The organism is Desulforapulum autotrophicum HRM2 (assembly GCF_000020365.1).
Lineage (GTDB): Bacteria > Desulfobacterota > Desulfobacteria > Desulfobacterales > Desulfobacteraceae > Desulforapulum > Desulforapulum autotrophicum.
This window is the reverse complement of record NC_012108.1, coordinates 5,142,115-5,154,713: the sequence shown is the minus strand read 5'-3', so window position 1 is coordinate 5,154,713 and position 12,599 is coordinate 5,142,115. Positions and strand designations below refer to the sequence as shown.

Sequence of the window (12,599 nt, the reverse complement as noted above, 5' to 3'; positions counted from 1 at the left end):
AAAATGGCGGATATTCTGGCTGTATTTCGTTTTTGGATTTATCCCCCTTGTCATGGTTTTTTATTTTTCTGTAAATGCCTATACCCTATCCATTGAAACCGTCACTGAAAAACAGGTGTCCCAGCTTGTTCAGCGGATTGCAGAACAGACGGAAACGCTCTGTCTTCAGATCGTCCATGACATGGAACAGTTGTCGACCCTTCCCTATGTACAAATTGCGTTTGTGGAATATCAAAATACCCATCGGCTAAACCTGCTCAGGGAAAAACTCGATCGGTTTAGAAACGGTCGAACGCTTTATGAACGCATAACCCTTTTCACAAACCACGGGAGAGTGCTGGCAGCAAATCACATGACTGAACAAACAAGTCCAAATCAGTTTGTTCTAGGAAAAAACAGGTCCATGGCCGGGGTAGATGATGTTTTTTATAAAATATTCAAGGAAAATGACCAAAACCATATTGCCATATTTAAAAGGGTCTACGATTTTCAGGAACAACATCAACCCGTGGGTTTTGTATCCGTTCTTATCCCCTTGGATCATGTTGTCGCCTTTTTGGAACGCTTGGAAATGGGACCGGACAGTGAAAAACTTATTGTAATGGAAACAGGTGAGCCTGTTTTCAGTCAAAACGAGTTTCAACGCCATGAACAGGTTAATGATAAAAAAAAAGAGTATGCCGCACAGATTCCTGTCATGAACTGGCGTATTCTGCTCCGTATTCCTGAACGAGAACTTTTTAAAGATGTGCACCAGCTTGTTCAAAGGAATCTTTTTTTTATGTTCGTTGTCTTGCTTCTTGCCATGGGGGCTTCTTTTTTCTTTAGTAGACGAGAGATCCATCCTTTGACTGAAATTATCAACGGGACAAGGGAATTTGCAGCGGGAAACCTGGATCATCGAATCCAAACCCCTTCGGGCATTGAAGTCAGGCGGCTTTCAAATGCATTCAACCAGATGGCAAAACAACTCAAGGAACGGCAGCTTGAACTGATAAAATCAAATAAACTGGCCGCCCTGGGGCTTTTGATTGCCGGTATTGCCCATGAGATCAAAAATCCCCTGGCCGGGATTAAAACCACGGCCCAGGTCATGGTGGAAGTTCTTCAATTATGTCCCAGGCATGAAACACAGGTTAACCTTGACGAAAACGACTACTACGATATCAAGGGGATGGCCCAGGACATCGGTCAGGAGGTTAACCGGTTAAATAAAATTGTTACAGACCTTCTCAACTTTGCCAAACCCCGGCCTTCAAGAATAACCCGATGTGATATGAAAGAAATTGTTGATGACTGCCTTCGTATTTTACAAAAGGAGATCAAGAACAGAAAGATTACCATATCCAACGAGGTGAGAAACTGTATTTCCATGGCAGACCGGGATCAGATGGTTCAGGTGTTTATCAACCTTCTTTTAAATGCAATTTCAATCGTGGCCCCTGGTACCGGGATTATTTCCCTTGCCAGTTTTAAAAATGAATCCACTGCCCCTGTAATTATCATCAAGGATAACGGGCCGGGAATACCTGAGGAAAAAGTCGATCATATTTTTGATCCTTTCTTTTCCATGTCCGGTACCGGCACGGGACTGGGACTGTCCATCGTTTATACCCTGCTTGCCCAGAACAATGCCCGCATCAAGGTCTCAAGCCGGGTTGGAAACGGAACTCAATTTCAACTGACATTCAAAGAATATCATGACAGGGAGCCTGGAGATGGCTGAAATCGCAATTGTGGATGATGAAAAAGTGCTTGTAAACTCCCTCAGGATTGGTCTGACTAAAAAAGGGTATCGGGTATACCCCTTTTATGATGCCAACGGGTTTTTATCCTATCTTGGCGCAAATGAGCCTGATCTTATTTTACTTGATCTTCGATTGCCTGACATGAACGGATTGGAGGTGCTCCGACAAATCAGGCTGATGAACAGGCAGATCCCCACCGTTATGATTACGGCCCACGGTGATGTTCAATCTGCTGTTCAGGCCATGAAAACAGGCGCCTTTGATTATCTTAACAAACCCTTTGATATGGAAGAGCTTGAACTTATCATTAAAAAAGTGCTGGGTGAGGCACAGCTTGTAAAAGAGGTGGAGCACCATCGTCAGCGATCCTATAAGGCCGTTATTCTTGAGAATATCATCGGGGACAGCCCACCCATGCTGGAACTTTATAAAACCGTGAAAAAATTGAGCCATGTCAAGACCACAACGGTTTTAATCCGGGGGGAAAGTGGAACCGGAAAAGATCTACTGGCCAAGGCCATACATAATCTCAATCCAAGATCGGGCAGGCCGTTTATCGAAATTAACTGTGCATCGCTTCCTGAGCATCTTTTGGAAAGTGAACTTTTCGGCCATGAAAAAGGCGCTTTCACCGATGCCAAAAATCGTAAGACAGGCCTGGTGGAAATTGCAAACAACGGGACTCTTTTTCTGGATGAAATTGGTGAACTTTCCATTCTGTTACAGGCAAAGCTTCTTAAATTCATTGAGACCAAAACATTCAGAAGGGTCGGTGGAACCTCTGAAGTCAGTGTGAATGTATTTATTATCACGGCCACAAACCGTAACCTGGAACAGGCCATTCGTGAACAGACCTTTCGCCAGGACCTTTTTTACCGGCTCAATGTGGTCCCGTTATTTTCTCCCCCCCTCCGGGACAGGAAAGAAGATATTCTTAAAATCACGGACTACTACCTGGATCACTATTGCCGGAAATTCGGTAAAGATCTTTTGTCCATGGCCCTGGATGCCCAGCACATCTTTTTGAACTATGATTGGCCCGGCAATGTACGGGAACTGAAAAATCTTATAGAGCGTCTGGTCATTCTTTCCGATGGTGCCACAATTACGGGCAGACACCTCCCAGACGGGATGATACAACCGATTGCTGCTTCAGAAAGAGAGAACCGGTTCGATCCGATGCATGTTTTTAAGCAGGATTTTTCCAGAGGTGAACAGATACCCATGGATGAGATTTTAACAGCCGTTGAAAAAAAGATGATCGTCAATGCGCTGGAAAAGGCGGACAATGTAAAGACAAGGGCTGCAAAGGCCCTTGGAATCAGCCGCTACTCCCTCTTGAGGAGAATCAGCCGTCTCAAGATTTAAAGTTCCTGCACCTCGCCATGGGTCTAAAACCGGTGCGTTGTCTGTGTGAAGCGTGCGAAACCGCACGGCCTGTCCGCACGATCTGTGCGGATTCCAAACGGCTTCACCCTTTTTTCCCAATTATAGAAAAACCGGTGTGCAAGGCTTTTTTGTTTTTAACCCCATGTAATTCCAGGTTTATTTTTTTTGTTTTGAGCGCCACTGCCCTACTTGTGTTTAAGGGGCATGGGTATTGCTCTGGTTGTCATGTGATGGGTAATGGAATCTGGAGGTAACCGTTCCCATGGTGACAGGTTTAACAGAGTCAATCGTGACATGGAATTCAAACATTTAAATGGAGAATTAAAAACATGAAAGTGCTGAACTGGTATTTTAAATCCAATCTTTTAATCAGAATCTTACTTGGTCTGATTCTGGGAGCCGTTGCCGGATTGTTCTTTGGTCCGCAAATTGCGGTTATAAGTCCCCTTGGAGATATTTTCGTTCGCCTTTTAAAGATGATTGTCATGCCCGTTGTTATTCTTACCCTTGTTGTGGGGGCTGCCAGCATTCAGCCTGCCCGTCTTGGTAAGGTTGGTGGTAAGACTGTTCTATTTTATATGCTGACCACCGGTTTCGCCGTTGGCATCGGCCTTCTCATGGGCAACATTTTTCATCCTGGAGCAGGAATGGATCTTGCCGGTGTGTCATCGGAATTTGGCAAGGCACTGACAAAACCGTCAATGCTTGATACACTTGTAAATATCATTCCTAAAAATCCCTTTACCGCTGTATCATCCGGCCAGATACTGCCGACAATATTTTTTACCCTTATCTTTGGAATCGGTCTTGCCTTTATCCGGGACAGTGAGGAGGAGCGGATAAGAGATGCGGCTGAGACGGTTTTTCGGTTTTTTGAAGGGGGTGCAGAAGTTATTTACAAAATGGTAAACTGGATTCTTCAATACGCACCCATCGGTGTTTTCGCCCTTATTGCCGTTGTGTTTGGAAAGCAGGGCGCCCAGGCGTTCGGCCCCCTTGGAATTCTCACCCTGTCCTTTTATCTTGGCATTGTCATCCATGCCGTCCTTGTTTATGGCGGATTACTCGCCTTTTTTGGGATTTCTCCCATTCAGTTTTTCTCAAGGGCCAAGGAAGCGACCATAACGGCTTTTGTTACCCGCAGCAGCGGTGGAACCCTTCCGGTGACCCTTGGGATTGCCCAGAAAAAAATGGGCGTTTCAAAGGGAGTCTTTTCCTTTACCCTTCCCCTGGGCGCCACCATCAACATGGATGGAAACGCTATTTACCAAGGTGTGTGTGCCATCTTCATTGGCTTTGCCATTGGTTCACCCCTTACCATTGACCAGCAGTTTACCGTCATTATAACAGCGGTGCTTGCATCCATTGGCGCGGCTGGTGTTCCCGGAGCCGGTGCCATCATGCTTCTGCTGGTTTTAAATTCAGTTGGATTAAAGGTTGAACCAGGAACAACCGTGGCAATGGCCTATGCCATGATTTTCGGTATTGATGCACTTCTTGACATGGGTAGAACCGCTTTAAATGTCACGGGTGACCTTGCCGTAACCTGTGCGGTTGCAAAAAGTGAAAAGGAACTGGATCAAGCCATCTGGAATGATGGTGGAGATTCTAAAAAAATGAGCAAGGTGGCCTGATCCTGGCAGAGGATGGTGCCGACCAAATCCACTGTCCTGGGTTTCAACCGTTCGTCATCGGTAAAGATCCCCCATGGATTTACTTGCGCAATTGGGACCTTTCGGTGTATCTTTCTGGCATTTTTGTGAAAGACCATTCCAAGCTTCACATTTGGAGGCGTTTGAAATTTGGTGTGGCCAGGGTAGGGTAGATACCTTGCTCTGGCCATACCCTTATATCATGATAACGATATGCTTTGCGGGAGATTGATCCCGGGGGATAGGTCGGACAATGAAGGTTATTAAAATCGGTGGGGGATGTTTACGGGGACAAGGGGTTGTCGCCAGGATCGTGGAGTTGATTGGCGAAAGGGGACGGGGGAACGTGTTTGTTCTTTCGGCACTGTCAGGCATCACAGATCAGCTGTCCATTGGCATAAAGATGGCATTGGTCGATGAGGAGACGATTCCGGCGCTGATTGACGGGATTCGCCAGGAGCATCTTGTGCTTGCGCAAACACTGATACCGGAAGAACAGGATTTTCTGCGCCTGGCCCAGAAACTGGAAAAACATTTTATAAAGCTTGAACGGTACTTTTTCGGCATCAATTTCACCCGGGAAGCCACATCCCGGATGCGGGATATCATCATCAGCTATGGTGAGAGACTTTCCGTGATTCTCATGGCAGGGGTGCTTCAGGCAAGGGGTGAACAGGCCGTTTATATCATGCCCCGGGAGGCGGGCATCATCACCGATGGCCGTTTCGGTGACGCCACGGCCAACATGGAATTGACCACTGAACAGATGGAAAAAAATGTGCGACCCCTCATGGCCGTTGACACCATTGTGTTTATTCCCGGTTTTTTTGGCGTGAGCCAGACAAATGAGGTCACCACCTTTGGCCGGGGAGGAAGTGACTATTCCGCAGGGGTTGTGGCGGCCGCCCTCAAGGCTGGAATTCTCGAAATCTGGAAGGACACCGAGGGGTTCATGAGCGCCGACCCTGGTGTGGTTCCCGGGGCAAAGCTCATTTCAGTGCTAAGTTATGAAGAGGCGTCTGAGCTTGCCTATTTTGGTGCATCCATTCTACACCCGAGAACGGTGGAACCGGTTCGTAAATCCGGTATCAATATTACAATTAAAAACACCCTTAACCCCGACGGTCCAGGAAGCCTGATCACCGAGCAGGCAGTATCTGCTGAAAACGTGGTTAAAAGTGTCTCCCATTCACGGGATATTGCCATTTTAAAAGTTTATGCGTCGGGGGTGGGGCTGCGCCAGGGAATTCTTGCAGCCATTGCAACCTGCCTGTCCGATGCCGGGATCAACATCAAATCCGTGGTTACCTCCCAGACCTGCATCTGTCTTCTTCTGTCCCGCAAGGACATAGAACAGGCCCACAGGGTTTTGAGCGATATCCGGCCAAGGCTGTTTAGGGAGCTCGAAGCAATCAATGACAATGCCCTGGTCTGTGTGGCAGGAGACGGTCTTCACAACCACCAGGGCATTGCGGCTCGTTGTTTTACAGCCGTGTCTGAGGCCAATGTCAATATTGAAATGATCTCATTTGGTCCGTCCAAGGCTGCTCTTTATTTTTTGGTCCATGAAGATGATCTTGAAAAGACCCTTCAGGCCCTTCATTCCCATTTTGTCTGAATCCCATGGTAATTTACCCCGGGTAAACGGATTGATGCGGTTCGTAAGTCTGGAATCGTCTGATTTTTAATGTTTTGTGCACTAGGCATCACCTTGGGATTACATCCAGGGCTTCCTTGATGTGGGTTGCAAAGATTTCGATGATGCCGGGGATTTCGCCCATGGCCCGGGGTTCTACCCTGACCTGGATGCCCTCTTGTTCAAGCCGTTTTTCCCAGGAAAAATCATCCAGGGTTAGATCTTTTTTAAAGTGAAACCCGGCCACGAGCAGAAAGGGAATAAGGCAGACCTTTGTAAAACCGTGACGTTTGAGTTTTGCAATGGTTTCTTCGATCTTGGGCATCCCTTCTAAGACCCCTGTAAAGACACGTTCCCCATACCGATGGCAAAGCACGTTTTCCAGGGCAGGGTAGACGGCCCAAGCCGGATGGTCGGTGCCATGTCCCACAAAAACCACGGCTTCGTCGTCGGTATTGGGTATCAGATAGGCCAGGGCATCGGCCACTGCCAGATAATCTTGAAAGGAGGTCAGCAAGGGGAGCCCCATGGACGTGCGGATAGTGGTGTTCCCGGCCGTCTCCCTGAGGCGTTCAAATTCGTGGCCCCAGGCAAGGTGCAACGACTGGACCACGGCCCATTCATGGCCTTTTTTTCTGAGATCTTCAAGGACCTGGGATGGGGATCTCGGGTTTGTTCCCCCTTTTTTTTTAAGGTTGTCCCTTACCATTCTTGATGAGTAGGCCCAGTACAAGGGCGTTTCCGGGATGAGTCTCCTGAAGGCTGCATCCATCCGGGCGTAGGTGGAAAAGGCCTTTTCTGTGGTGCCAAATGCTGTCAACACAACGGGGATGGTCATTTTTACTCCTTGATTTGTTGCTGCTCAAGACCTGCCATGGGCCAGGCCTTTTGGGATCTTTTTTCCACGGTCATGCCGGTTAGCCAAGGCACTCGTTGGCCGCAAGACGTTTACTCCATTCACCCTTGTTGGTGGGTAAAGGCGTGTAGTTGTGGAATTTTTCAAGAAGCCCTGCCGGGTCTTCATCCACCTGGACCAGGGGTCTGCATGCCTGATTGATAAAGTTTTTCAGGATCATGTGATCAATAAATTCGATGAGCTTGTTGTAATATCCATTAACATTGAGAAACCCGCAGGGTTTCTGGTGGAGGTTGAGCTGGGCCCAGGTGATGATTTCAAACATTTCATCCATGGTGCCAAACCCGCCGGGAAGGGAGATAAAACCGTCTGAAAGATCTGCCATCAGGGCCTTTCTTTCGTGCATGGTGTTGACAACCCTGAGGTCGGAAAGTTCGGTAAAGGCCACCTCCATTTTATAAAGGTGTTCCGTGATAACGCCGGTGACGCTTCCTCCGTTTTTGACGACGGAGTCGGCAAGAACGCCCATCATTCCGACACTGCCGCCTCCATAGACAAGCCCGATGCTTTTTTCTGCAAGGGCCTTTCCAAGTTTGGCTGCCATGTTAACATATTCCGGATCCGAGCCGGCGCTTGATCCGCAAAATACGCAAATTTGTTTCATAATTGATTTTTCCTGCAGGGTCATGGTTGTTTGTACTCCCAGCCGTGATTCGCGGCTGTATCTATTCTGTTCAATGTGGTAGGTAACATACTATGACAAGCTTAAAAGAAACAGCCGTTTTTTTTGTATGGATTGTGGTTTGCCTTGTTTTATCACCCTACAGGGCAATGGCCTGCAACGGGATCGAATGTTTGCCTGACACCATCGAACGGGTCAAACCCGCCATTGTCGGTATCGGCACGGTTCAGAAAACACGCCGTCCTCCCGGGGTGCTCGGCGGAACAGGGTTTGTGATAGCAGACGGAAATCATGTGATCACAAATGCCCATGTGATTCCAGAAAAATTCAACACAAGATACCATGAGTTTCTGGCCGTGTTCACAGGCCGGGACAGAAATCTGTCCGTTACCCCGGCCGAGGTGGTGTTGACGGACAGGGAGCATGATCTTGCCCTGTTGAAAATACCGGGAGATCCCCTGCCTGTATTGACCCTTGGAAATGATGAAACAGTTCGGGAAGGAGAGGTGTATGCCCTGTCGGGATATCCTTTGGGGGCAGCCCTGGGTCTCCATGTGGTGACCCACCACTGTCTGATATCTGCCATCACGCCCATCATTCTTCCCGTGTTCAGAGGCCGCAAACTGGATCAGTCACGGGTGGATCTTCTTATCAATCCCTTTGATGTTTTCCAGCTCGACGGCACGGCCTACCCGGGAAACAGCGGTAGTCCATTGTATGACATCAGGACGGGTGCTGTTGTGGGCATTGTCAATATGGTGCTGGTAAAAGGGGCAAAGGAAAATGCCATCACTGATCCCAGCGGTATCACCTATGCCATTCCCCTCCGCCATGTAAAGGCAATCCTTAAAAAGGCGGGCCTGAATTATTGAAGATCATACCATGGCCGATTGTATCAGGTGGCCCATGGTGTGATAAAATTTCCATGGGATTGTCCTTCTGAAGTCAAGATAAAAACTTTGATTGCTATTGTCTCAAGTTTCTGGTAGCAGAAATGGTTTAATTAACTTTTTAGTCCTTTAAAGGAGCTTCTTCATGCTAGCAAAGAACATCACCCGTGGCCTCACCGTTGCAACCGCCTTACTCTTTATTGCCGGTTCAGGCTTTTGTGCCGATGAAACATTGAAAACTGAAAAAGAGAAGATCAGCTATGCCCTTGGCGCAACCATCGGAAACAACATCAAACAAGATTATGCCGTTGATCAGGAGGCTTTTTTCAAGGGGTTCACGTCGAGCACCACAGGAAAAATCCTCATGACCGCTGAAGAGATGCAGCAGAGTATGGCGATCTTTCAGCAGCAGATGCAGGCAAGCCAGATGGCAAAAATGCAGGCAGTTGCGGACAAAAACAAGATCGACGGGGATGTGTTTCTTGCTGAGAACAAGGTAAAAGAGGGGGTTGTTACCCTTGAAAGCGGTCTTCAGTATAAGGTTATTAAAAATGGTGAAGGTAAAAAACCGGTGGCCTCGGACACGGTGGAGTGCAATTACAGGGGAACGACCATTGACGGTGTAGAGTTTGACTCTTCCTACAAAAGGGGGAAGCCTGCGTCATTTCCTGTACAGGGCGTGATCAAAGGGTGGACAGAAGCCCTTCAGCTCATGAATGTGGGATCCAAATGGATGCTCTATATCCCTGCTGACCTTGCCTATGGTGACCGGGGTGCAGGTCCCACAATCCAGCCGGGTACCACCCTGATTTTTGAGATCGAGCTGCTCGGCATCAGCGGATAGTTTCAGGGAACGGGTCTGACTTTCCACTCTAAATAGGGGTGGTTCACCAGGCTGGCGTTGTAGTAGCGGGGATCTTTCGTTACCTCCCGGCCAATCCAGGCGGGTGGTTCAAAGGTCTGGTCTTCCGACTCAAGTTCGATCTCTGCAAGGACCAGTCCCATGTTGGCACCTGTAAACTGGTCAACGCACCAGGTGAATCCCCCATGATCAATGAAAAATCGCTGTTTTTCCACCAGGGGTTTGGGGCAGAGACGGTCCAGCATTTCCTGGGCATCGGCGATGGGTATGGGGTATTCATACTCCAGGCGGGTGAAGCTGCAGGTTTGGCCTTTGATGGTTAGAAATGCCGCGGTATCGACAATCCTGACCCTTACCACACCTTCCACACTATTCTTGATATACCCCTGACGCATGGCAACATGGGTTTTAGCCTGTTGTTGCCAGGTGTCGTGCCGCAGCAGAAATTTTCGTTCTATTTCAATGGCCATTATTGAAAATACCCCGAATGCCAGGCAAAAGGCAAGAGGCTAAAAACGACTTGTCACCTAAAAGTTGCAAGCCCCTCTGTAGCAGCAAGGAAATCAAGCCCCATGTTTATTAAAGTCTGTTCTTACATAAGTGTGTTTTTCGGGATAAAAATATTGCAAAAATGTATTTTATTGTCCCAGGTAGACAAGCCTCGGGAGGTGTTCTTTCTGGAATTTTTTCGTTTGGAAATGTATGTAACTTCCTGTAAATAAAGCATTGTATGTTTTTAATCTGTTTCTTTCTAATTCCCTGGCACGCTTAGTGCTTTTATGTCAGAACCAAATGATGGATATTAACCAGGTAATTACTAACGATACTGAAAGGGAGCGTTTGAAATGACAAAAGAAGAGATTCTAGCAATCATAGAAAAAGAGAATGTTAATTTTTTTAGAATTCAGTTCTGTGATATCAACGGGTTCATGAAAAATGTTGCCGTGCCAAAGAGCCAGATTGAAAAGGCTCTGGACGGAAAGATCATGTTTGACGGTTCTTCCATTGACGGGTTTGCCCGGATCCAGGAGTCTGACATGTATCTTAAGCCCGATTACAACACCTTTTGTGTGTTGCCATGGCGGCGCAGGAACGGCGTGTCTGCCGCAAGAATCATGTGTGACGTTCACAAGGCCGACGGCACTCCGTTTATAGGATGTCCCCGGGTGAACCTTAAGCGAATCCTGGCCGAGGCAAAGGAGATGGGATTTACCATGAACGTCGGCACAGAGGCCGAGTTCTTTCTCTTTAAACTGGATGAGAAGGGAAACGCAACAACCACAACCGACGACAATGCCGGGTATTTCAACCTTGATCCCGAGGATACCGGCCTTGACTGCAGAAGGGAGATCATCGAAACCCTGGAGGAGATGGGGTATGAGATCGAGGCGTCCCACCATGAGGTTGCCGAGGGCCAGCATGAGATCAACTTCAAATATGCCGATGCCCTGACCTGTGCCGACAATACTGTAACCTTTAAATGGGTCGTAAAATCCATTGCAAAGAAACATGGGCTCCACGCCACCTTTATGCCAAAACCGATCTTTGGTATCAATGGTTCCGGTATGCACACCAACCAGTCCCTGTTCAATCTTGATGGAACTAATGCGTTCGCAGACGAATCAGACCCGCTGAAGTTAAGCCAGGTGGCCTACCAGTACATTGCCGGTATCATGAAGAATGCCAGGGGGTTCTCAGCCGTAACCAATCCCATTGTCAACTCATACAAACGCCTGGTGCCGGGTTATGAGGCGCCTGTGTATGTGGCCTGGTCAACTTCAAACCGAAGTGCCCTTGTCCGGATTCCCGCCTCCCGTGGCATTGGCACAAGGGTTGAACTCCGTTGCCCGGATCCCTGCTGTAACCCCTACCTTGCCTTTGCCATGATGCTCAGCTCAGGCCTTGACGGGGTCAAGAACAAACTTGCGGTTCCAGCCCCAACGAACAGCAATATCTTTGATATGACGGCTACAGAAAAGATTGAGGCCGGCATTGCCTCCATGCCGTCTTCGCTGAGTGAAGCCATAGAGGAGTTGAAGGCAAGCCCCCTTACCCGCCATACCCTTGGAGAGCATATCTATGAGAAATATATCATCAACAAGGAGGCGGAATGGGATCACTACCGGATCAGCGTCACCGATTGGGAAGTTAAAGAATACCTGAATATTTATTAACCGGCACGGCCGGCGTATGATGTCTGCTCCGGCCGCAACAAATTAATGGTTGACTGAAAGAGAAATTGTAATAAAAAATTGTTGTACAGGGAGGGCCATGGGATGAAACGCCATGGCCCTCTTCTTTTTTATGTATGTTTTCTTCTGAACATTCTTTTGCTTTTTTGTTTAATCTGCTATTAAAGACCCCTGTAGTGATCGGGTATGCCCGGTCTGTTTCTGTTTAAAGTGCAAAAGATATATAAATATATGTCAAACAGATTGAAAAGGAAGGGGAAATATGGCTATGGACCGCAGCAACGAAGATGTTAACCCATCAATGTACCAGAGCGTGGACGGGGGTGCAGATAGCTCTGGTCTGGTTGATTACTATTGTCCCCACTGTAAGGGAAAGCTCTTCAGGGGGAAGGTTACTGAGCTTAAAATGGTTTGTCCCCACTGCAATATTCTGGTCAGAAGTTCCGGCGCTCAGGATCTGGAATTAGCAGGAGAACCAGAAGAACAATAAACAGCGGTTGTTTCAATTTCCATTGTGAACCTGTTCTTGTTCTCCCCTTGCCCCTGAAAGCATGGGGGTCCTCCCCCGCAAAGGATTGGATCCAAAGAAGGGTCTGAAGATGCACAATAGAATCGAACAGGTGTCAAATACAATCCCTGGTGGGTATTCCCAGGGATTGACCTTGGTGCCAATCCCCCCTGTAGGTTAACCC

11 protein-coding genes are annotated in these 12,599 nt (G+C 47.9%); 8 read left to right on the top strand and 3 right to left on the bottom strand.

The features are described 5' to 3' along the window. Nucleotides 1-52: 52 nt before the first annotated feature. From HRM2_RS22610 to HRM2_RS22595, 4 genes are all read left to right on the top strand, one after another. A complete protein-coding gene (locus tag HRM2_RS22610) occupies nucleotides 53-1,726 on the top strand; it encodes an ATP-binding protein (protein ID WP_232364126.1) in 1,674 nt (557 codons plus the stop codon). After that, nucleotides 1,719-3,116 (top strand): sigma-54-dependent transcriptional regulator, encoded by a 1,398-nt coding sequence (locus HRM2_RS22605; protein ID WP_015906352.1) that lies wholly within the window; start codon nucleotides 1,719-1,721, stop codon nucleotides 3,114-3,116. The genes HRM2_RS22610 and HRM2_RS22605 overlap by 8 nt, the downstream gene beginning before the upstream one ends. 350 nt (nucleotides 3,117-3,466) lie before the next feature. Next, the gene (locus HRM2_RS22600) at nucleotides 3,467-4,771 is read left to right on the top strand and encodes a dicarboxylate/amino acid:cation symporter (protein WP_015906351.1); all 1,305 of its coding nucleotides are present in this window, start codon (nucleotides 3,467-3,469) and stop codon (nucleotides 4,769-4,771) included. Nucleotides 4,772-5,042: 271 nt separating this feature from the next. Further along, entirely contained in the window at nucleotides 5,043-6,407 is a 1,365-nt protein-coding gene (locus HRM2_RS22595; RefSeq protein ID WP_015906350.1) for an aspartate kinase, read from the top strand. A gap of 88 nt (nucleotides 6,408-6,495) precedes the next feature. Here the strand turns inward: HRM2_RS22595 and HRM2_RS22590 are convergent, their stop codons facing one another. Together HRM2_RS22590 and HRM2_RS22585 are read right to left on the bottom strand one after the other, a co-directional pair. Next, complete coding sequence (locus HRM2_RS22590; protein WP_015906349.1) at nucleotides 6,496-7,263, bottom strand: sirohydrochlorin cobaltochelatase; 768 nt, start codon at nucleotides 7,261-7,263, stop codon at nucleotides 6,496-6,498. A 79-nt stretch (nucleotides 7,264-7,342) separates the two neighbouring features. Beyond that, a complete protein-coding gene (locus tag HRM2_RS22585) occupies nucleotides 7,343-7,945 on the bottom strand; it encodes an LOG family protein (protein ID WP_041274262.1) in 603 nt (200 codons plus the stop codon). A gap of 92 nt (nucleotides 7,946-8,037) precedes the next feature. Here HRM2_RS22585 and HRM2_RS22580 point away from each other — a divergent pair, with 92 nt between their 5' ends. Together HRM2_RS22580 and HRM2_RS28160 are read left to right on the top strand one after the other, a co-directional pair. Next, on the top strand, nucleotides 8,038-8,835 hold the full coding sequence (locus HRM2_RS22580) for a S1C family serine protease (RefSeq protein WP_015906347.1): 798 nt from the start codon (nucleotides 8,038-8,040) through the stop codon (nucleotides 8,833-8,835). Between the two features lie 163 nt (nucleotides 8,836-8,998). Then, nucleotides 8,999-9,697: an FKBP-type peptidyl-prolyl cis-trans isomerase gene (locus HRM2_RS28160; protein WP_015906346.1), complete on the top strand. Its 699-nt coding sequence runs from the start codon at nucleotides 8,999-9,001 to the stop codon at nucleotides 9,695-9,697. A gap of 2 nt (nucleotides 9,698-9,699) precedes the next feature. On the opposite strand, the gene HRM2_RS22570 is transcribed toward HRM2_RS28160, so the two are convergent. Continuing rightward, nucleotides 9,700-10,185, bottom strand: a complete 486-nt coding sequence (locus HRM2_RS22570) for a CYTH domain-containing protein (RefSeq protein ID WP_015906345.1) — start codon at nucleotides 10,183-10,185, stop codon at nucleotides 9,700-9,702. Nucleotides 10,186-10,560: 375 nt separating this feature from the next. On the opposite strand from HRM2_RS22570, the gene glnA reads away from it, so the two are divergent. Then, the gene (glnA, locus tag HRM2_RS22565; protein ID WP_015906344.1) at nucleotides 10,561-11,889 is read left to right on the top strand and encodes a type I glutamate--ammonia ligase; all 1,329 of its coding nucleotides are present in this window, start codon (nucleotides 10,561-10,563) and stop codon (nucleotides 11,887-11,889) included. A 280-nt stretch (nucleotides 11,890-12,169) separates the two neighbouring features. Then, nucleotides 12,170-12,397 carry a hypothetical protein gene (locus HRM2_RS22560; protein WP_041273446.1) on the top strand — a complete coding sequence of 76 codons (228 nt, stop codon included), beginning with the start codon at nucleotides 12,170-12,172 and terminating at the stop codon, nucleotides 12,395-12,397. Nucleotides 12,398-12,599: the final 202 nt, after the last annotated feature.

Coding starts and splice junctions, on each gene's coding strand:
- HRM2_RS28160 (WP_015906346.1), top strand. CDS start 8,999: ATGCTAGCAAAGAACATCACCCGTGGCCTCACCGTTGCAACCGCCTTA.
- HRM2_RS22590 (WP_015906349.1), bottom strand. CDS start 7,263: ATGACCATCCCCGTTGTGTTGACAGCATTTGGCACCACAGAAAAGGCC.
- HRM2_RS22600 (WP_015906351.1), top strand. CDS start 3,467: ATGAAAGTGCTGAACTGGTATTTTAAATCCAATCTTTTAATCAGAATC.
- HRM2_RS22610 (WP_232364126.1), top strand. CDS start 53: ATGGTTTTTTATTTTTCTGTAAATGCCTATACCCTATCCATTGAAACC.
- HRM2_RS22595 (WP_015906350.1), top strand. CDS start 5,043: ATGAAGGTTATTAAAATCGGTGGGGGATGTTTACGGGGACAAGGGGTT.
- glnA (WP_015906344.1), top strand. CDS start 10,561: ATGACAAAAGAAGAGATTCTAGCAATCATAGAAAAAGAGAATGTTAAT.
- HRM2_RS22570 (WP_015906345.1), bottom strand. CDS start 10,185: ATGGCCATTGAAATAGAACGAAAATTTCTGCTGCGGCACGACACCTGG.
- HRM2_RS22585 (WP_041274262.1), bottom strand. CDS start 7,945: ATGAAACAAATTTGCGTATTTTGCGGATCAAGCGCCGGCTCGGATCCG.
- HRM2_RS22605 (WP_015906352.1), top strand. CDS start 1,719: ATGGCTGAAATCGCAATTGTGGATGATGAAAAAGTGCTTGTAAACTCC.
- HRM2_RS22580 (WP_015906347.1), top strand. CDS start 8,038: ATGACAAGCTTAAAAGAAACAGCCGTTTTTTTTGTATGGATTGTGGTT.
- HRM2_RS22560 (WP_041273446.1), top strand. CDS start 12,170: ATGGCTATGGACCGCAGCAACGAAGATGTTAACCCATCAATGTACCAG.